Below are 17,719 nucleotides of genomic sequence, written 5' to 3' on the forward strand. Positions count from 1 at the left end.
TGACGGTTACTTGGCGTACGGCTCGGGCAGGCCGTTGCGGATCACGTAGACGGTGGTCGGCGCGCCCTTCAGGTCGCCGCGTTCGTCGAACGAATAGGTGCCCGCGACGCCCGCGTAGTTCGACTTCGCCAGTTGCGCAATCAACTTCGCCTTGTCGGTGGTCGTGCCGGCCTTGACCATCGCGTCGGCGAGCAGCTTCATGCCGTCGTAGTAGTTGACGCCGTAGACCTGCGTGTCCGTGTGATAGGTATCGTGGTACTTCTTCAGGAATTCGCGGCCGGCCGGCGTTTTCTCGAGCGCGACACCGCCCTGCGCACAGTAGACGATCGACGCGGCCTCGCCCGCGACCTTGCCCATGTCGGCCGAGCAGATGCCGTCGCCGCCGAGCAGCTTCGCGCGCAACCCGCGCTGCTTCATTTGCTTGGCCATCGGCGCGCCTTGCGCCGCATAACCGCCGAGGAAGATCACGTCGGGATTGCTGGCCTTGATCTTGGTGAGAATGCCGAGAAAATCGGTCGCCGACGAGTTCGTGTACTCCTGGTCGACGATCTTGATCCCGTTCGCCTTCGCGACGTTCATGAACTGCTCCGCAACGCCCTGCCCGTACGCGGTGCGATCGTCGATGACGGCGGCGGTTTTCGCGTTCAGCGTCTTCGCGGCGAACGTCGCCATCGTGCCGCCGAGCTGTTCGTCGCTCGCGCCGATCCGGAAGATGTTCTTGAAGCCCTGCCGCGTGAGCGCCGGGTTCGACGCGACCGGCAGGATCGGTACGCCCGCGTTGCTGTATACGCGCGACGCCGGAATGGCGACACCCGAGTTGTACGGCCCGAGCACCGCGACGACGCCCTTGTCGACCAGGTTCTGCGCGACCTGCACGCCCGCCTTCGGATCGGCCTGGTCGTCCTCGGACACCAGCTTGAACGTGACCGTCTTGCCGGCCACTTTCACGCCGGCCTTGTTGAGCTCCTCGACGGCGAGGCGTGCGCCGTTTTCATTGTCCTTGCCGTTCGCAGCCTGCGGGCCGGTCAGCGGTGCCGAATGACCGATCATCACGACTTCCTGCGCGTGCGCGGAAGTCAGCGCGCCGGCGGCAACGGCCACCGAGAGCGCGGTAACGAAGTGTCGCATGGTGTCTCCTGATTGGTTTTGTGTGAAACCAATGTAGGACACACGTGGTCAGGATGCAAGCAATTTCAAAATGATTTTTGTGCTTTTGGTCATTTTAAAGACCAGACCAACGTGGTGCACGTCATTTCGGCGTGATGTCTCGCCGCACACGAAGAATGTGCTGTTCGACGTAGAAGGCCGCCGCATCGGCGTCGCCCGACACGATCGCCTCGTAGATCAGCCGGTGCTCGGACACGTAGAGCCGGATCCGGCCCGCGTCGTGGATGCCGTCGTCCTTCAGCCGCTTCCACAGGGGCTGGTCCATCGTCTTCGCGACTTCCTCCGCGATCTTCACGATCAGCGCGTCGCCGGTCATCAACGCGAGCTGCCGATGGAACAGCCGGTCGCTCTCGTTCCACAGCGCCCGCTGTTGCGGATCGTCGATGTCGGCGATGGTTTCCATCTGCGCGAGATAGCCTTCGGCGACGGGATCGGCGCGCCCGTGCGCGGCGGCGAGGCGCGCGATCGCCGGCTCGAGGATGAGCCGCACGTCGAGCGTCGACGTCGGACTGAAGTCGGCGTCGGGCACGCTGCGCGTGTCGCCGCGCTGCGCGAGCACGTCGAGCGGCGCCGGCACGACGTAGGTGCCCGAATTGCGCTTCGTAAACACCAGCCCTTCGTTCTGCAGCGCGCCGAGCGCCTCGCGCACGGCCGGCCGGCCGACCTGGAACAGCGCCGCGAGTTCGCGCTCCGACGGCAGCCTCGAATCGGCCGCATAGCGCCCCGCGCGGATCTCGTCGCGGATCTTCTCGGCGACCTGTTCGTAGATCTGCAACGGTCGGAAACCGGCTTCGAGCGAATCGGGACGTGCGGACATCATCTGGGGCTCCTGCCCGGGCGGGTGGTGGACGGGGAAACGGGTTCGCACTATACCGGAGCGATACCGGCGCCGGCGTGCGCGAGGCCCATCTGGACGGATATTAGAACCAAAATCGACGGTCTGCTGGCTTTTCCGGCTTGCCTGCCGACGATCAACTGGTATAGATTTGATCCAGAATGACTGCCGCCTCGATATTCGGCAGCGTCCGTGGCGAGCGCGGCATGCGCCCGTCGTCCACGCCCACCGACACACAACCGACCGACACGATGACCGCTCCCTCCCGGATTCCCGCGTTCGACGCCGCCGAAACGGCCGCGCTGCTCGACTACCCCGCGCTGCTCGCCACGCTCGCACACACCGTCGCCGAATACGCGGCGGGCGAGATCGTCAGCCCCGAACGACTGGTCGTGCCGCTGCAGGCGGGCGGCGTGATGCTGTCGATGCCGTCGAGCGCACGCGACCTCGCGAGCCACAAGCTCGTGAACGTGTGCCCTGGCAACGGCGCGCGCGGACTGCCGACGATCCTCGGCCAGGTGAGCGCGTACGACGCGACGACGGGCGCGCTGCGCTTCGTGCTCGATGGCCCGACCGTTACCGGGCGCCGCACGGCGGCCATTACCGCGCTCGGCATTCAGGCGCTGCACGGCGCCGCGCCCCGCGACATCCTGCTGATCGGCACCGGCAAGCAGGCGGCCAATCACGCGGAAGCGCTCGCGGCGATCTTTCCGGACGCGCGCCTGCACGTGCGCGGCTCGCGCGCCGACAGCGCGGCCGCGTTCTGCGCCGCGCACCGCGCGCAGGCGCCGCAACTGGCCCCGCTCGACGGCGACACGATTCCGGATGCGATCGACGTCGTCGTCACGCTGACGACGAGCCGGACGCCCGTCTATCGCGAAGCGGCGCGCGAAGGCCGCCTCGTGGTCGGCGTCGGCGCGTTCACCGCGGATGCCGCCGAGATCGACGCCGACACCGTGCGCCACAGCCGCCTCGTCGTCGACGACCCGGCCGGCGCGCGCCACGAGGCCGGCGACCTGATCGTCGCGCAGGTCGACTGGCAGCAGGTTGCATCGCTCGCCGACGTGCTGCGCGGCGCCTTCGAGCGCAGCGGGCCGCTGCTGTTCAAAACGGTCGGCTGCGCCGCGTGGGATCTGGCCGCGTGCCGCACGGCTCGCGACGCGCTGGACGCACGCGCGGCGGGCTGATTCCGGGCGGCGGACCTCGATCCGCCATATCCTGCGCGGGCCCCACCCGGCGTCGCCGGCACGCGGCCTCGCCTCTTTCCCGTACGCGTTGTAGGAAACGCCCTACAACGCGTCGCAGCGGCCTACACAAACTTCCAGTTCGGCCGATTTCATTTTTGGCGGCGCAACACGATACTGCCGGCATGAATGCCAGCCTGTCACCCGTCGACGCACTCCGGGTGTTTCTCATCGATCACGCCATTGCCGTCCGGCAACGAATCGCGCTGCTCGTCGGCGCGATCCGCGGCGTCGTGGTCGTCGGCGAAGCGGAAGACGGCGAGGACGCACTGATGCACATCCGCGGCAGCCACGCGGACGTCGTGATCGTCGACCTGCGACTCGCGGACGGCAGCGGTCTCGACCTGATCGGGATGCTGTCGAAAGCCGCGCCGCGGATCGTCACGATCGTGCTGACGAACCATTCGGCACCGGCATTCAGGGAGGCATGTGCGACGGCGGGAGCAGACTACTTCTTCGACAAGACCGCCGAATTCGACGCCGCATGCCACGTCATCGAATCCCTGGTGCGCGCTCGTGCGCACCGCCCCCTGACCGAGCCGGAGTGACTCATGTCCACAGCCACCGCCTGCGCCGCCGCCCCATCCGTCGCGCCTCGGCCAATGATTCCGCTTCCCGCGGTCTCGCGTAACGACGGCGCCAAACATCCCGCCGCGCGCTGCTCGGCTTGCCTGATGCGCTCGCTGTGCCTGCCGCCGCACCTGACCGCCGCCGAATACGGCCGACTGGACGCGATCATCTGTTCGACGCGACAGGTTCGCCAAGGCGACGCGCTGTTCCGAACCGACGATCCATTTCACAGCATCTACGCCGTGCGCGCGGGCTCGTTCAAGACGGTGATGATGCATCGCGACGGCCGCGAGCACGTGACCGGCTTCCAGATCGCCGGCGAAACGCTCGGCATGGACGGCATCGGCGGCGGCCAGCACTGCTGCGACGCGATCGCGCTCGAGGACAGCGTCGTATGCGTCATCCCGTTCGGCGCACTCGAGGCGGCGTGCCGCGAAATGAAGCCGATGCAGCATTTCCTCTACCAGATGCTGAGCAGCGAGATCGTTCGCGAGTCGAGCCAGATGCTGCTGCTCGGTACGATGTCGGCCGAGCAGCGCGTCGCGCATTTCCTGCTGAACCTGTCGTCGCGCTTCGAGGCGCGCGGCTATTCGGCATCGGAATTCAACCTGCGGATGACGCGCGAAGAGATCGGCTGCTATCTCGGCATGAAGCTCGAGACCGTCAGCCGGATGTTCTCGCGGTTTCATCGGGATTCACTCGTCGAGACGCGCGGCAAGCGCGTGCGGATCATCGACGCACAGGCGCTCGCGCAGGTGTGACGCGCGGCGCGTCGCACGTCATTGCGCTGTGGCGCCCGGCGTGAGCGCATGCAGCACGACCGCCCCGGATTCGCCCGCCTCCGATACGGACAAGGCCTGCTCGGCCAGCGCGAACACGCGGCCAAGCACCTCGATCACGTCGTCGCCAGTGCTGCACGGCAGCGATACCGGCGAGCGGCCGCGCATGACCAGCTCGAGCCGCACGTCGTAGGTCCGGCCGCCGTCCACGCGCGGGCGCAATTCGATCGCCAGACGGCAATCCTCCAGCCGTGCGCGGAATCGTTCCAGCCGCACCAGTTGCACCGCCGCTTCTGCTTCCAGCGCAGCGGAACCTGCGAATCCGACGCAGACGATCTGCATGCCCACGCCCATGGCGCTTCTCCTGACGCGGTCGCCGCTCGTCGACGGCGTTGCCTGTTCCTGTATCTCCGTGCCTCGGTGTCCCGCGCGCGGCACGCTCCTGCTTCACGCAGCGCGATGCCGGCCGCGGCGAATACTGCCCTGGCAGCCTTGCATCCGCGCATCCATCGGCACGATGCGGTTCAAACGTTGAATGTCTGCGACGCCTTCATTTCGATCCATGTCATCCCGGCCCGCAACCCTTCGATCGCCGCCTCGTGCTCGGTCGGGTACGCATGACTGTGCTCGAACGTGTGGTGAAAACGCGCTGGCCCGGCGCCGTGCTCGACCGACACACGGCAGCGGAACTCGCCGGATTCGCACTTGCGCGTCTCGATCTCGACCGACCAGTCGCGCTCATGAATCGTGCCTTGCAGTGTCATGCCTCCTCCTGCGGTATCAATCATCCATCCGGAAGTGACCGCTGTGCAGCAACACCGGCCGGCCGCCGATTTCGTCGAGCATCCGTCGCGCCATCGCCTCGATCGCCGAACGGTGCGCTTCGAACGCATGCAGCAAATCCCGTTCGAGCAGCGACGGCGCGCCGAAATGGTCTTCCAGCGCTTCGGCCGTGATCGCGCACTGCACGCAGCGGCCGTCGACGAGCGCCGAAAACGCGACGACCAGATCGCGTGCGCAATATTCGGGCGGTTCGGGTGGAAAGACTATCTGCATCTGTGCGCCTGTCATCGTCGGGACGATTCATGACGTGAGCATAACGGCCCACGCCGCCACACGCTTGACCCACGTCAACCGGTCAGCTGCGCCTCACGCGGCGGCGCACCGTCGCGCCGCCGGGCGGCGGTTCAGCACGCATCCGCGTCGATCGCCGCACCGCGCTCGGCCAGCAGTTCGCGCAGCACGCTGCGATGGCAGCGGCGCTCGTCCTCGCAGTAGCAGCCGATCGAAAACGCGCTCGTCGCCGACAACGCGGCGAGCAGGTCCAGCACCTTCGGCGCGTCGCCATGCGCCATTTCCGCTCGGAAGTGGCGCGTGAACGCGCGCCATTCGGCGTCGGTTTCGGCAGCCTGCGCCTGCGCGACCAGCTCGGGGCTCGGCGACAGCGTCGGCAGCCATACATCATAGTAGTTGCGCGATGCGAATTCCGCCTTGGGTACGCCGCGCGGCGGTCGCCGCACCGTGCCGATCCTCAGGCCCTCGCCGGCCGTGCGCGGCGTGCCGAGCCGTACGATTCGAATAGCCATGCCGCTCCTTCATCATGCGTTCGATCCGCCATCGTACCGCCGCGCCGCCGCCGCGCAAGAAAAAACCGGCTGCCTCCACGACGGAGACAGCCGGTTTCGGCGATGCGATCGTGCGCCCGCAGGCGCGCCGTCAGACGCCGCTCTTCAGCACCTTGCCGATCGCGTCCGCGACGATGCCGACGTTCGAATCGTTCAGCCCCGCGACGCACATGCGCCCCGAACGAAGGATGTACACGCCGTGCACTTCGCGCAGCGCTTCGACCTGCGATTCGGTCAGGCCCGTGTACGTGAACATCCCGCGCTGTTTCACGTAGCGCGTCAGCGCTTCGCCGCTGACGTGGTCGCGCAGGCCGTCATGGATCGACTGGCGCATCCGCGCGATGCGGCGGCACATTGCGGCGAGCTCTTCTTCCCACTGCTTGCGCAACGCGGGCGTGTTCAGCACGGTCGCCACGACCTTCGCGCCGTAGGTTTGCGGGTTGCTGTAGTTCGAGCGCACCGCGCCGGCCAGCTGGCCCAGCACGCGCTCGGCCGCGGCCGCATCCTCGCAGACGACGCTCAGGCCGCCGACGCGCTCGCCGTACAACGAGAAATTCTTCGAGAACGAGTTCGCGACGAGCGCCGGCACGCCGCGGCGGGCCAGTTCGCGCACCGCGAACGCGTCCGCGTCGAGGCCTGCGCCGAAGCCCTGATACGCCATGTCGACGAACGGCAGCAGCCCGCGCGCCTCGATCACGTCGATCAGCTTCTCCCACTGGCCTTCGTCGAGATCGACACCGGTCGGGTTATGGCAGCACGCGTGCAGCAGCACGATGCTGCGCGCCGGCAGCGCGTCGATCGCCGCGAGCATCGCGTCGAACTTCAGGCCACCCGTCGCTTCGTCGTAGTACGGGTACGTGTTCACCGTGAAGCCCGCACGCTCGAAGATGAAGCGGTGGTTTTCCCAGCTCGGATCGCTGAGCCACACCTGCGCGTCCGGGAAGTAGCGCTTCAGGAAATCGGCGCCCACCTTCAGCGCGCCCGAGCCGCCGAGCGTCTGCACGGTCGCGATGCGGCCGGCCGCGCGCGCCGGGTGATCGGCGCCGAACACGAGCGCCTGCACGGCGTCGCGATAGGCGGCCAGGCCGACCATCGGCAGATAGGGCTTCGGGCCGAGGTCGCGCTGCAGCACGGTTTCGGCTTCGCGCACGGCACCCATCACGGGAATCCGGCCTTCGGCATCGAAATAGATGCCGATGCTCAGGTTGACCTTCTGATCGCGCGGATCTTTCTGGAAGTTCTCGTTGAGCGTCAGGATCGGATCGCCCGGGTACGCGTCGATGTGTTCGAACATGGCTATGTCGGTCTCGTTTGGAAGAATGGTCGTGGTGCCCGTGTCAGCCTGCGGACGCGCCGTCGCGGATCGCGTAGCCCGCATTCTTCTGACGGAAGCGATACCCGATCGCGAGCACCGCGAGCCATACGGGAATCAGGTACACCGACAGGCGGAGATCCGGCGTCAGGTACATCACGACGAGAATGCCGGCCATGAACGCCAGGCACAGGTAATTCGTGAAAGGATAGCCCAGACTGCGGAAGGAAGTCTGCTCTCCGGCGATGCGCTTGGCCTGGCGGAACTTCAGGTGGATCAGCGTGATCATCGCCCAGTTGATGATCAGCGCCGACACGACGAGGCCCATCAGCACCTCGAACGCCTTGCCCGGCATGAAGTAGTTGACCAGCACGCACGCGCCGGTCGCGAGCGCCGACGCGCCGAGCGCGGCGAGCGGAATGCCGCGCTTGTTCACCGAGCACAGCACCTTGGGCGCGTTGCCTTGCTTCGCGAGGCCGAACAGCATCCGGCTGTTGCTGTACACGCCGCTGTTGTAGACCGACAGCGCGGCCGTCAGCACGACCACGTTCAGCACGTTGGCGACCACGTTGCTGCTCAGCGCATGGAAGATCAGCACGAACGGGCTGCCGCCGGAGACGACCTTTTCCCACGGATACAGCGACAGCAGCACCGCCAGTGCGCCGATGTAGAAAATCAGGATCCGGTAGATCACCTGGTTGGTCGCGCGCGGAATGCTGTGCTTCGGATCGTCGGCCTCGGCCGCGGTGATGCCGATCAGCTCCAGTCCGCCGAACGAGAACATGATCGCGGCCATCGACATCACGAGCCCCGACACGCCGTTCGGGAAGAAGCCGCCGTGCTGCCACAGGTTCGCGATGCTCGCTTCCGGCCCCGCATGACCGCTCGCGAGCAGCCAGCCGCCGAAGCCGATCATCCCGACGATCGCGGCGACCTTGATGATCGAGAACCAGAATTCGGTCTCGCCATACGATTTCACGCTCGCCAGGTTGAGAAGGTTGATCGCGACGAAGAACACCAGCGCCGACACCCAGGTCGGCACACCGGGCCACCAGTACTGCACGTAGATCCCGACGGCCGACAGCTCGGCCATGCTGACGAGGATGTACAGCACCCAGTAGTTCCAGCCGGACAGGAAGCCGGTGAAGTGGCCGACGTACTTGTCGGCGAAGTAGCTGAACGAGCCGGCGACCGGCTCGTCGACGACCATCTCGCCGAGCTGGCGCATGATGAAGAACGCGACGACGCCGGCCACCGCGTAGCCGAGCAGCACCGACGGGCCGGCCATCTTGATCGTCTGCGCGATGCCGAGGAACAGCCCCGTGCCGAGCGCGCCGCCGAGCGCGATCAGCTGGATGTGCCGGTTCTTCAGCCCCCGCTTCAGGCCGTCCTTCTCGTTTCCAGAAACCATGTCTTCTCCATTCTGCCCGCCTCCGCCGGAAGCGGTGCGGCGCGCCTCGGTGTGCCGGGCGCTGTTTTGCTGTGCCGGCGGCCGTTCGTGGAGCCGCCGGGTTGGGGACTGCAATCTTCGCGCGGCAAACCCGTTTCCTGTCCGCAGGCCCGCCAGACCGGCCACCGACCGTCGCCCTCGCCCGCATTGCTGCGGGCGCACACGAAAATCCGGCGTCAGTTTAGCGTCGCGACAGCGAAATCGGGTTGCGTAACCCGCTCATGCAAACCCTACATTATGAGATAAGATTGCATCCGGGAGACAGATGAGGAAACAAAAATGCCTGAACCGGTTCTCGATCGCATCGATCGCCACTTGCTGTCGGTGCTTCAGGAGAACGGCCGCGCGTCGAACCTCGACCTGGCGAAGGCCGTCGGCCTGTCGCCCGCGCAGACGCTGCGACGCCACCGGCGGCTGGAGGAAATCGGCGCGATCCGCCGTTACGAGACGCGCCTGTGCCCCGACACGCTCGGGTTCGGCGTCACCGCGTTCGTACACGTGACGATGGAACGCGGGCATATCCGCGACCTGTCCAAGTTCCAGAAGCTCGTGTCGGATCTCGCGCAGATCCAGGAATGTTTCTCGGTGACAGGCGATATCGACTACGTGCTGAAGGTCGTCGCGCACGACCTGAAGGGGTTGTCCACGTTCCTGCTCGAAACCCTGATGCGAATCCCCGGCGTGAGCGGCGTGCATTCCAGCGTGTGCCTCGACGAGATCAAGTGCACGAGTGCGATGCCCGTGGAAAGCTGACACGGCACTGCGCGACCGCCCGGGCGACGCAATGCTCGGCTGCCGCGCACGCGCGCCTTCCAGGACGCACGCAGGAAGGCGGCACACGGGACGGCAAACAGAACGGGGATCGGCACGCTGAATACTCGCTGACGGCCGGCAACGCGAAATCGTCGCCGCGGGCCAACCATCGCATGAACCCGTCACCCGATTGTCAAAAAAGCGCGCGGCCCGGCATCCCGGACGAACCGGCCCGCCGTGCGCCGTCGCCCGCCCGGTGCGACATCCGCGGCGGTGACGGTGCCGATCGCCGAATATGTCGCTCAGGTTGCATCCGCTCCGTCCCTTTCTGCTTTCTTTCGCGCCGTCTCGCGCCGTAATGAAATCGATACCGCGGCGCAACCGTCGCGAAACCGCTCCGCCCCCATATCTTCATACCAGACTGTTTCAATGCCGGTGCTCTATCGCGAGCTCCGCGCCGGACCGACATGGCGACGGGCCGCTACCCACCATCGAAAACCTACCTGGAGTTTCCCGATGTTCCGTCAAGCCTTGCTCGTCACAGCGTGCGCCGGCGCGGCGCTTGCGCTGTTCGCCTGCGGCGGTAGCGACGATCCCTCGTCGACGCCCGTCCTATCGTCGCAGGATGCGCTGCAGACCGCCACACCGATCAAGCACGTCGTCGTGATCTACGGCGAAAACGTGTCGTTCGACCACTACTTCGGCACCTACCCGAATGCGTCGAACCCGTCCGGCGAACCGGCGTTCACCGCGAAGTCCGGCACGCCGACGATCAACGGGCTGACGGGCACGCTGCTCACCGCGAACCCGAACTTCACGAACACGGCCAACGGCACCGACGCCGCGAACCCGTTCCGCCTCGACCGCACGCAAGCCGCAACCGCCGACCAGAACCACGCGTACACGGCCGAGCAGCAGGCCGAGGACAACGGCCTCGCCGACCTGTTCCCGAAATACACGGGCAAGGGCTCGTCCGGCGGCGCCGGCGCGTTCGGCACGAAGGGCCAGGTGATGGGCTACTTCGACGGCAACACCGTGACCGCGCTGTGGAACTACGCGCAGCGCTTCGCGATGAGCGACAACGCGTATACGACGGTCTACGGCCCGTCGACGCCGGGCGCGCTGAACGTCGTGTCGGGCCAGACCAACGGGATGCAGATCGTCAAGACGTCGAAGCAGCCGTCGACGCTCGCCGCCACGTCGTACTACATCAACGACGGCCAGGGCGGCTTCACGATGATCAACGATGTCGACCCGGGCTACGACGTGTGCTCGAGCACGACCGACCAGGCGATGATGAGCGGCAAGAACATCGGCGACCTGCTGAACGGCGCAAAGATCACGTGGGGCGGCTTCATGGGCGGCTTCAACCTGTCGACGACCAACAGCAACGGCACGACCGGCTGTAGCCGCAGCACCGTCGCCACCGCCGTGAACGCCGCGACGGCCGACTACATCCCGCACCACAACTGGTTCCAGTACTACGCGTCGACTGCAAACCCGCAGCACACGCGGCCGAGTAGCGTCGCGGCGATCGGTTCCAGCTTCGAAGCCGACGGCAAGACGGCCGAACCGGCGAACCACCAGTACGACAGCGACGACTTCTTCGCGGCCGTGAAGGCCGGCAACTTCCCGTCGGTCAGCTTCCTGAAGGCACCGGCCGCGCAGGACGCGCACGCGGGCTATTCGGATCCGCTCGACGAGCAGGCGTTCGTGACGAAGGTCGTCAACTTTCTGCAGCAGCAGCCGGACTGGCAGAACACGGCCGTGATCGTCACGTATGACGACTCCGACGGCTGGTACGACCACGCATACACGGCGCCGACGCATTCGTCGTCCGACGCCGTCGACCAGGTCAACGGCAACGGCGTATGCGGCTCGGGTGGCACCACAGGCGTGAACGGCGGCACCGTGAACGGCCGCTGCGGCCCGGGTGTGCGCATCCCGCTGGTCGTGATCTCGCCGTATGCGAAGCAGAACTACGTCGATCACACGATGATCGACCAGGCATCGGTCGTGCGCTTCATCGAGGACAACTGGCTCGGCGGCCAGCGCATCGGCGGCGGTTCGTTCGATGCGACGGCAGGCGACCTGCGCGGGCTGTTCGACTTCGCGTCGAAGCCGAATACGGCGCCGCTGTATCTCGATCCGACGCAAGGCACCGTGCTGAGCGCGGCGCCGTCGATCTGACCGGCATCGCGTAACCGGTAGCCGCAGGCCGGCGCATCGTGCGCCGGCCGTTTCCATTTGATGCGCCGCTTCCACGCGGTGCCCGACTTTCGACCGACAGCATGACAGCCCGTCCCGCGTTCCCGTCTCCCGACGCATCCGGCGCCGCCGCGCCGCGTTCCCCTGCCCGCGCGGTGCGCCGCGCGGCGTTCGTGCTCGGCGCGGCCGTGCTCGGCTACGGCGCGTTCGCGATCGCGTTTCCGGCCCGCACGCCGGCGGCGATCGGCGACGTCGTCGCCGACTGGACGGGCGCGAATCCGCATCCGGTCGCGCTGCAGCGCCCGGCCGCGCAGCCGCTGTCCGCCGTCGCGCAGCTCGGGCGTGCACTGTTCGTCGATCCGTCGCTGTCGGCATCCGGCAAGCAGTCGTGCGCGTCGTGCCATAGCCCCGATCACGCGTACGGGCCGCCGAACGGGCTCGACGTGCAGCCGGGCGGCCTCGCGATGACGCAGCAGGGTTACCGCCCGCCGCCGTCGCTGATGTACCTGTATCGTCAGCCGAACTTCAGCATCGGCCCCGATGCGGGCGAAAACGACGCCGCGCCGAGCGTCGCTCAGCAGGCTGCATCGGCGGCCGGCGTCGTCAAGGCGCAGAAGGTGGCCGGCACATCGGCCGCGCCGCAGCTCGTGCCGCAGGGCGGGATGTTCTGGGACGGCCGCGCCGATACGCTGCAGCAGCAGGCGTTCGGGCCGCTGCTGAATCCGGTCGAGATGGCGAATGCGAGCATCGACGACGTCGCGCGCAAGCTCGCGCAGTCGTCGCATCGCGCGCAGTTCGAGCAACTGTTCGGCGCGCGCGTGTTCTCCAGCCCGCAGCTCGTGGTGTCGGAGGCGATGTTCGCGATCGCGCGCTATCAGGTCGAGGATCCGTCGTTCCATCCGTACAACAGCAAGTACGACCGCTGGCTCGAAGGCCGTGCGCGCTTGACGCAGGCCGAATTGCGCGGGCTGCGGCTCTTCAACGATCCGGACAAGGCGAATTGCGCGGGCTGCCACCTGTCGAAGCCCGGCAAGGACGGCTTGCCGCCGATGTTTACCGATTACCAGTACGAGGCGCTCGGCGCGCCGCGCAACACGGCGCTCGCGCAGAACCGCAACCCGGCGTTCTACGATCTGGGCGTGTGCGGGCCGTTCCGCGAGGATCTGAAGGACCAGACGCAGTACTGCGCGATGTTCCTCACGCCGACGCTGCGCAACGCGGCGACGCGCCACGTGTTCTTCCACAACGGCGTGTTCCACACGCTCGATCAGGTGATGGCGTTCTACAACGAGCGCAGCATCTCGCCGCAGAAGTTCTATTCGCGCGGCGCGGACGGCAAGGTCGACGAATATGACGACATTCCGCCAAAGTACCGCGCGAACGTCGATGTGACCGATGCGCCGTTCAACCGCAAACCCGGCGACAAGCCCGCGATGACCGCGCAGGACATCAAGGATATCGAAGCGTTTCTCGGCACGCTGACCGACGAGCCGGCACGCTGAGCCTCGGCGATCCGCCGCGCTTCGTCAGCAGCGCGCGCGGATGCAGAGGAAGGCCGGGGCCAGCGACAGCTCCGCATGGAGCCGCTCCGACACCGCCTTCATCGTCGGCAGCGGCGTCGGCTCGACGAATCGCTCGAGCCGCCAGCCGGCGTCCGCGAGCGCGCTCAGGATGTCGGCAAGCGGCCTGCGCCATGCTTCGACATAGGGCTTCGGTTCGCCGAAACCCGACCAGTGAAAGCCGAAACGGCTCGTATCGAAGTACGTGCCGTCCCCGCGCGTACGCTCGTCCATCCAGTCCCGCATCGGATGCGCCATCGAGAACACCAGCGTCGCGCCCGGCCGCGCGACACGCCTGAATTCGCGCAACGTCGGCGCGAGATCGCGCACGTAGTCGAGTGCGAGCGAACACAGGATCGCGTCGAACGCGTGGTCGGGCAGCCAGTCGAGCGGCGCTGCGAGATCGCCCTCGGCGACGTCGACCGCGAGCCCCGCGCAACGCGCGCTCGCGAGCGCGACCATCTCGGGCGTGATGTCGAACGCATGAACGGTCGCACCGTGGCGCGCGAGGTGCTCGCTGCAGATGCCGGGTCCGCAGCCGGCGTCGAGGACCGTCAGGCCGTCGACGTCGCCGAGCAGCGCCATCGTCGCCGGGCGCTCGTAGAGCGCGTTGTGCGCCTTGGTCGGCGCGATGTCCGCGTACCGTTGCGCGAAGCTCGCATACGCGCGGCGGGCGGATGGTTCGTTCGGATCGGTCATGCGGCCTCCGTTGGCGGGAGTCGGAGGCTCGATTCTGCACGATCGGGGTGCCACTGGCGACGTTCGAGGTGCCGTTCATTCATGAAAGGCTGCGAGCTGACCGCACCTCGCCACACCGGCGGCGATATGGAAGCGCTGCAGCACGTGAAGCGGCATCGGCCGGGATCGGCGCCGAGCGCCTGCTTGGAAGCAGCGAAACGGGAAGGATTGCGACGGCGCGGGTTGGCTACCGGGCCGCCGTCGCCGGCGTGGCGACGGTTGCGGCGGCAACCATCCGCCGCTCCGCCAGCTGCTGCGCGAACCGGTACGCAACCAGCGAGCCAGCCACGGCCAGCAGCATCGGCACCAGGCTGTCGTGATTCACGCGCGTGAACTCGAGCAGCAGCACGACGGCCGTGATCGGCATCTGCATCGACGCGGCAAGGAACGCGGTCGCACCGATCAGCGCGCATCCGCCGATCGACGCCCCCGGCCACACGAGACTCCACACCCCACCGAGCACGACGCTCAGCAGCGCGCCGTTCGCAAGACCCGGCGTGAGGAGCCCACCCTCGGCACCCGCACGCAGGCTGCCCGCCTCGATCAGCACCTTCAGCACGAGCAGCGTCGCCGCGAGGCCGATCGTCAACGTGCCGTCGAAACCCAGTGAAGCCGGCCCCTTGCCATTGCCGAGCAGTTGCGGAAACCACATCGCCAGCACGCCGATGGCCGCGAAGTTGACCAGCGAGAGCACGGGAAGCAGGCGACCCTTCGGCGCATCTGCCCGGGCGCGGGTCGTGAGCCGCACGAAGCCGTAAGCGGCAAAACCGAACAGCGGCCCGCAGACGATCGACCACACAACCAGCGGCGTGCTCAGCACGAACGAAGGCACCGTGTACTGATGTTCGTTGCCGAGCCCGATCCATGCGACGGCCGCCGCGATCGCCGACGTGACGACGGCCACCACCAGCGCGCGCAGTTCGAACGTGCCGAGCAACACTTCGAGCACGAACACGGCACCGCCGAGCGGCACGTTGTAGACGGCCGCAAGACCGGCGCCCGCGCCGCACGCGACCATCAGTCGGCAATCGGCGGGCGAGAGCCCCGCGCAATGCGCGAGCCGCCCGGCCAGCAGCGAGCCGATCTCACGCGGCGCGACTTCGCGGCCGAGCGGCGAACCAAGCGCGACGGTGACGATCTGGAGCAGCGCGTGCACCGTCGTGCTGACGAACGGCATCCGCGGATCGGCTGCGCGAACGGCCCGGCGGATGCTGACGAGCGGTTGGCCGAACCGGTAAAGCGCCCACCAGCCGCCGCCCGCGACGAGCCCGCAGACGACGAGCACCGCGAGCCGGCGCAGCGGCTCGGCGTCGGTCACACCCGCGAGAAAGCTCTCGGCCCCGACCAGGTGCGCCAGGCTGTAACCGTAGGCCACATGCTGGATCGCGTGCAGCAGCAGCGCGAGCAGCATCCCGCCGACGCCCGCGCCAACGCCGGTCAGGACCGTGACGGCGGCCATCCGCGCGAACGGGCTGGCCGGCGGCGAAGAGGAAGCGGGAGCGGACGGGAGATCGAGGCGCATGAGGTCGGCGAATGAGGATCGACACGACGGCGCGCACCATGCACGCCGCCGTCAGGACCGCATCGTAGGCTTCGGCCTCTCATGAGACAAACGTATTTTTCTGATCAACTCATGCAATTCGCGAATATATGAGTGACGGCAACCCACGGCGGTGCGTGCCGCCGCCAACGCGATCGCACTACTCCGGATACGTGACGCGCTCCGGCTCCCGTCGCATGATCACCTTCCCGTGGCGCACCGACAGCGTGGCCTTCGCCTGCCGGCGCACGGCTTCGTAATCGCTGTCCGCGTCGAGCACGACCAGATTGGCCGGCCGTCCGACCGCGATCCCGTAGCCGTCGCCGAGATGCATCGTCGTCGCGCTGTGATCGGTCACGAAGTCGAGGCAGCGCTGCAGGTCCTGGTAGCCCATCATGTGGCAGATGTGCAGGCCGGCATCGAGGACGCGCAGGATGTTGCCGTTGCCGAGCGGATACCACGGATCCTTGATCGAATCCTGACCGAAGCACACGTTCAGCCCCGCGCGATCGAGTTCCGCGACGCGCGTGACGCCACGCCGCTTCGGAAACGTATCGAAGCGCCCCTGCAAATGGATGCTCTCGGTCGGGCACGACACGAAGTTCAGGCCCGCGCGCTTGAGCAGCCGGAACAGCTTCGAGCAGTACGCGTTGTCGTACGAGCCCATCGCCGTCGTGTGGCTCGCCGTCACGCGCGCGCCCATCCCGCGCACGCGCGCTTCTTCCGCGAGCACTTCCAGAAAGCGCGAATGCGGATCGTCGGTCTCGTCGCAGTGCACGTCGACGAGGCAGCCGGTGCGCTCGGCCAGATCCATCAGGAAGCGGATCGAGCTGACGCCCTGCTCGCGCGTGTTCTCGAAATGCGGAATTCCGCCGACGACGTCCGCGCCAAGCTCGATCGCCTGCTCCATCAGCGCGCGGCCGCCGTCGAACGACTCGATGCCTTCTTGCGGAAACGCGACGATCTGCAGGTCGATCAGCCCGCGCGCCTCGTCCTTCACTTCGAGCATCGCCTTCAACGCGGCCAGCGTCGGATCGGTGACGTCGACATGGGTGCGCACGTGCTGGATGCCGTGATCACGCAGCATGCCGATCGCCGCATGCGCGCGCGTCTTCGTATCCGCGTGCGTGATCGTCGCCTTGCGCTCGGACCAGCGCTCGATTCCCTCGAACAGCGTGCCGCTCATGTTCCAGGCCGGCTCGCCGGCCGTGAGCACCGCGTCGAGATGGATGTGCGGTTCGACGAGCGGCGCAATCGCGAGACGGCCGCCCGCATCGACATCGCCGGCGCCGACAGCGGCGACCGGCGCGGCTTGCGCGTCGATCCGCGCGATCCTGTCGCCGTCGATGCCGATCGTAAACAGCCCGTCGCGACCGCGCAGGCGTGCATTGAAGAGGTTCATGTGGGTCCAGGCGTCATGCGGCGCGAGCGCCGCGTGGTGGGGAAAACCGGCTCCGGCGATGCGTGCCGCGCTTATTTGAAATCCTCGATCGTCAGGCCGGTGGCCGCGCGCATCTCGTCGTTCTTCACGTCGCGCACGTGCTTGCCGAACGTCCACACATGCCGGCCGGGATCGCGCGCGCGATACATGCGGTCGCCGTAGAACTGGTCGGCTGGGGCCTGCAGGATCTCCGCGCCGGCCGCACGCGCGCGCGCGCAGTGCGCGTCGATGTCCGCGTCGTCGGCAAGGTGCACGTGGACGTGCTGCGTGTTGCGGTCGCCGGTGTCTTCCGGTGAGGCGATGAAGTCGGCCCACGCGCCGCCGATCATGACGAGGCCGTCGCCGAATTTCATTTCGGCATGCGCGATGTCGCCTTCCGGCGTGGTGACGACGATCGCGCGCTCGAAGCCGAATGCGCGTTCGAGCCATGCCAGCGCGGCTTTCGGGTTGCGGTAGCACAGCGCGGAACTGAACGACGGACGGCGAGGCGTGGTCATC

General features: G+C 67.2%; 18 protein-coding genes and 1 pseudogene. 6 read left to right on the forward strand and 13 right to left on the reverse strand.

The window, feature by feature from the left end:
* Positions 1–6: 6 nt before the first annotated feature.
* Positions 7–1,128: a branched-chain amino acid ABC transporter substrate-binding protein gene (locus WS75_RS05830; RefSeq protein WP_059450263.1), complete on the reverse strand. Its 1,122-nt coding sequence runs from the start codon at positions 1,126–1,128 to the stop codon at positions 7–9.
* A gap of 121 nt (positions 1,129–1,249) precedes the next feature.
* Positions 1,250–1,987, reverse strand: coding sequence for a FadR/GntR family transcriptional regulator (locus WS75_RS05835; RefSeq protein ID WP_059679566.1), 738 nt, complete (start codon positions 1,985–1,987; stop codon positions 1,250–1,252).
* Between the two features lie 266 nt (positions 1,988–2,253).
* Between WS75_RS05835 and lhpI the strand changes: the two genes are divergently transcribed.
* The 3 genes from lhpI (at position 2,254) to WS75_RS05850 (ending at position 4,577) form a co-directional block, all read left to right on the forward strand.
* Positions 2,254–3,189 carry a bifunctional Delta(1)-pyrroline-2-carboxylate/Delta(1)-piperideine-2-carboxylate reductase gene (gene lhpI, locus WS75_RS05840; RefSeq protein ID WP_059679740.1) on the forward strand — a complete coding sequence of 312 codons (936 nt, stop codon included), beginning with the start codon at positions 2,254–2,256 and terminating at the stop codon, positions 3,187–3,189.
* Between the two features lie 182 nt (positions 3,190–3,371).
* The gene (locus tag WS75_RS05845; RefSeq protein WP_059679567.1) at positions 3,372–3,794 is read left to right on the forward strand and encodes a response regulator transcription factor; all 423 of its coding nucleotides are present in this window, start codon (positions 3,372–3,374) and stop codon (positions 3,792–3,794) included.
* A gap of 3 nt (positions 3,795–3,797) precedes the next feature.
* Positions 3,798–4,577, forward strand: coding sequence for a helix-turn-helix domain-containing protein (locus WS75_RS05850; protein ID WP_059679568.1), 780 nt, complete (start codon positions 3,798–3,800; stop codon positions 4,575–4,577).
* An 18-nt stretch (positions 4,578–4,595) separates the two neighbouring features.
* Here the strand turns inward: WS75_RS05850 and WS75_RS05855 are convergent, their stop codons facing one another.
* The 6 genes from WS75_RS05855 to WS75_RS05880 all read right to left on the reverse strand — a co-directional run bounded on the left by WS75_RS05855 (position 4,596) and on the right by WS75_RS05880 (position 8,943).
* A complete protein-coding gene (locus WS75_RS05855; protein ID WP_059679569.1) occupies positions 4,596–4,949 on the reverse strand; it encodes a hypothetical protein in 354 nt (117 codons plus the stop codon).
* A 170-nt stretch (positions 4,950–5,119) separates the two neighbouring features.
* On the reverse strand, positions 5,120–5,359 hold the full coding sequence (locus tag WS75_RS05860) for a hypothetical protein (RefSeq protein ID WP_059679570.1): 240 nt from the start codon (positions 5,357–5,359) through the stop codon (positions 5,120–5,122).
* A 16-nt stretch (positions 5,360–5,375) separates the two neighbouring features.
* Complete coding sequence (locus WS75_RS05865; RefSeq protein WP_059679571.1) at positions 5,376–5,666, reverse strand: DUF1488 domain-containing protein; 291 nt, start codon at positions 5,664–5,666, stop codon at positions 5,376–5,378.
* Positions 5,667–5,782: 116 nt separating this feature from the next.
* Positions 5,783–6,181, reverse strand: a complete 399-nt coding sequence (locus WS75_RS05870) for a DUF488 domain-containing protein (RefSeq protein WP_059679572.1) — start codon at positions 6,179–6,181, stop codon at positions 5,783–5,785.
* A 130-nt stretch (positions 6,182–6,311) separates the two neighbouring features.
* Complete coding sequence (locus WS75_RS05875; protein ID WP_059679573.1) at positions 6,312–7,514, reverse strand: amino acid aminotransferase; 1,203 nt, start codon at positions 7,512–7,514, stop codon at positions 6,312–6,314.
* Positions 7,515–7,557: 43 nt separating this feature from the next.
* A complete protein-coding gene (locus WS75_RS05880) occupies positions 7,558–8,943 on the reverse strand; it encodes an amino acid permease (protein ID WP_059679574.1) in 1,386 nt (461 codons plus the stop codon).
* A gap of 318 nt (positions 8,944–9,261) precedes the next feature.
* Here WS75_RS05880 and WS75_RS05885 point away from each other — a divergent pair, with 318 nt between their 5' ends.
* Positions 9,262–9,735 (forward strand): Lrp/AsnC family transcriptional regulator, encoded by a 474-nt coding sequence (locus tag WS75_RS05885; RefSeq protein WP_006479071.1) that lies wholly within the window; start codon positions 9,262–9,264, stop codon positions 9,733–9,735.
* A 38-nt stretch (positions 9,736–9,773) separates the two neighbouring features.
* Here WS75_RS05885 and WS75_RS35045 read toward each other — a convergent pair.
* Positions 9,774–9,905: pseudogene (locus WS75_RS35045) on the reverse strand (EamA family transporter); the annotation flags it as partial.
* Between the two features lie 346 nt (positions 9,906–10,251).
* On the opposite strand from WS75_RS35045, the gene WS75_RS05890 reads away from it, so the two are divergent.
* Complete coding sequence (locus tag WS75_RS05890; RefSeq protein WP_059679575.1) at positions 10,252–11,925, forward strand: phospholipase C; 1,674 nt, start codon at positions 10,252–10,254, stop codon at positions 11,923–11,925.
* Between the two features lie 101 nt (positions 11,926–12,026).
* Positions 12,027–13,445 carry a cytochrome-c peroxidase gene (locus tag WS75_RS05895; RefSeq protein WP_059679576.1) on the forward strand — a complete coding sequence of 473 codons (1,419 nt, stop codon included), beginning with the start codon at positions 12,027–12,029 and terminating at the stop codon, positions 13,443–13,445.
* Between the two features lie 24 nt (positions 13,446–13,469).
* Here the strand turns inward: WS75_RS05895 and WS75_RS05900 are convergent, their stop codons facing one another.
* The 4 genes from WS75_RS05900 to WS75_RS05915 all read right to left on the reverse strand — a co-directional run bounded on the left by WS75_RS05900 (position 13,470) and on the right by WS75_RS05915 (position 17,718).
* A complete protein-coding gene (locus tag WS75_RS05900) occupies positions 13,470–14,201 on the reverse strand; it encodes a class I SAM-dependent methyltransferase (protein WP_059679577.1) in 732 nt (243 codons plus the stop codon).
* A gap of 226 nt (positions 14,202–14,427) precedes the next feature.
* On the reverse strand, positions 14,428–15,762 hold the full coding sequence (locus WS75_RS05905) for a chloride channel protein (RefSeq protein WP_059679578.1): 1,335 nt from the start codon (positions 15,760–15,762) through the stop codon (positions 14,428–14,430).
* A 178-nt stretch (positions 15,763–15,940) separates the two neighbouring features.
* Positions 15,941–17,182: a cytosine deaminase gene (gene codA / locus WS75_RS05910; protein ID WP_059679579.1), complete on the reverse strand. Its 1,242-nt coding sequence runs from the start codon at positions 17,180–17,182 to the stop codon at positions 15,941–15,943.
* Between the two features lie 71 nt (positions 17,183–17,253).
* Positions 17,254–17,718, reverse strand: a complete 465-nt coding sequence (locus WS75_RS05915) for a VOC family protein (protein ID WP_059679580.1) — start codon at positions 17,716–17,718, stop codon at positions 17,254–17,256.
* Position 17,719 lies beyond the last annotated feature (1 nt).

It is taken from the genome of Burkholderia sp. FL-7-2-10-S1-D7, from assembly GCF_001524185.1.
GTDB lineage: Bacteria > Pseudomonadota > Gammaproteobacteria > Burkholderiales > Burkholderiaceae > Burkholderia > Burkholderia diffusa.

Bases quoted from the DNA above. Each gene is read 5' to 3' on its own strand.
- WS75_RS05900 (WP_059679577.1), bottom strand. From the start codon at position 14,201: ATGACCGATCCGAACGAACCATCCGCCCGCCGCGCGTATGCGAGCTTC.
- WS75_RS05890 (WP_059679575.1), top strand. From the start codon at position 10,252: ATGTTCCGTCAAGCCTTGCTCGTCACAGCGTGCGCCGGCGCGGCGCTT.
- WS75_RS05835 (WP_059679566.1), bottom strand. From the start codon at position 1,987: ATGATGTCCGCACGTCCCGATTCGCTCGAAGCCGGTTTCCGACCGTTG.
- WS75_RS05885 (WP_006479071.1), top strand. From the start codon at position 9,262: ATGCCTGAACCGGTTCTCGATCGCATCGATCGCCACTTGCTGTCGGTG.
- WS75_RS05850 (WP_059679568.1), top strand. From the start codon at position 3,798: ATGTCCACAGCCACCGCCTGCGCCGCCGCCCCATCCGTCGCGCCTCGG.
- WS75_RS05905 (WP_059679578.1), bottom strand. From the start codon at position 15,762: ATGCGCCTCGATCTCCCGTCCGCTCCCGCTTCCTCTTCGCCGCCGGCC.
- WS75_RS05855 (WP_059679569.1), bottom strand. From the start codon at position 4,949: ATGGGCGTGGGCATGCAGATCGTCTGCGTCGGATTCGCAGGTTCCGCT.
- WS75_RS05870 (WP_059679572.1), bottom strand. From the start codon at position 6,181: ATGGCTATTCGAATCGTACGGCTCGGCACGCCGCGCACGGCCGGCGAG.
- WS75_RS05830 (WP_059450263.1), bottom strand. From the start codon at position 1,128: ATGCGACACTTCGTTACCGCGCTCTCGGTGGCCGTTGCCGCCGGCGCG.
- WS75_RS05845 (WP_059679567.1), top strand. From the start codon at position 3,372: ATGAATGCCAGCCTGTCACCCGTCGACGCACTCCGGGTGTTTCTCATC.
- lhpI (WP_059679740.1), top strand. From the start codon at position 2,254: ATGACCGCTCCCTCCCGGATTCCCGCGTTCGACGCCGCCGAAACGGCC.
- WS75_RS05915 (WP_059679580.1), bottom strand. From the start codon at position 17,718: ATGACCACGCCTCGCCGTCCGTCGTTCAGTTCCGCGCTGTGCTACCGC.
- WS75_RS05865 (WP_059679571.1), bottom strand. From the start codon at position 5,666: ATGACAGGCGCACAGATGCAGATAGTCTTTCCACCCGAACCGCCCGAA.
- codA (WP_059679579.1), bottom strand. From the start codon at position 17,182: ATGAACCTCTTCAATGCACGCCTGCGCGGTCGCGACGGGCTGTTTACG.
- WS75_RS05875 (WP_059679573.1), bottom strand. From the start codon at position 7,514: ATGTTCGAACACATCGACGCGTACCCGGGCGATCCGATCCTGACGCTC.
- WS75_RS05860 (WP_059679570.1), bottom strand. From the start codon at position 5,359: ATGACACTGCAAGGCACGATTCATGAGCGCGACTGGTCGGTCGAGATC.
- WS75_RS05895 (WP_059679576.1), top strand. From the start codon at position 12,027: ATGACAGCCCGTCCCGCGTTCCCGTCTCCCGACGCATCCGGCGCCGCC.
- WS75_RS05880 (WP_059679574.1), bottom strand. From the start codon at position 8,943: ATGGTTTCTGGAAACGAGAAGGACGGCCTGAAGCGGGGGCTGAAGAAC.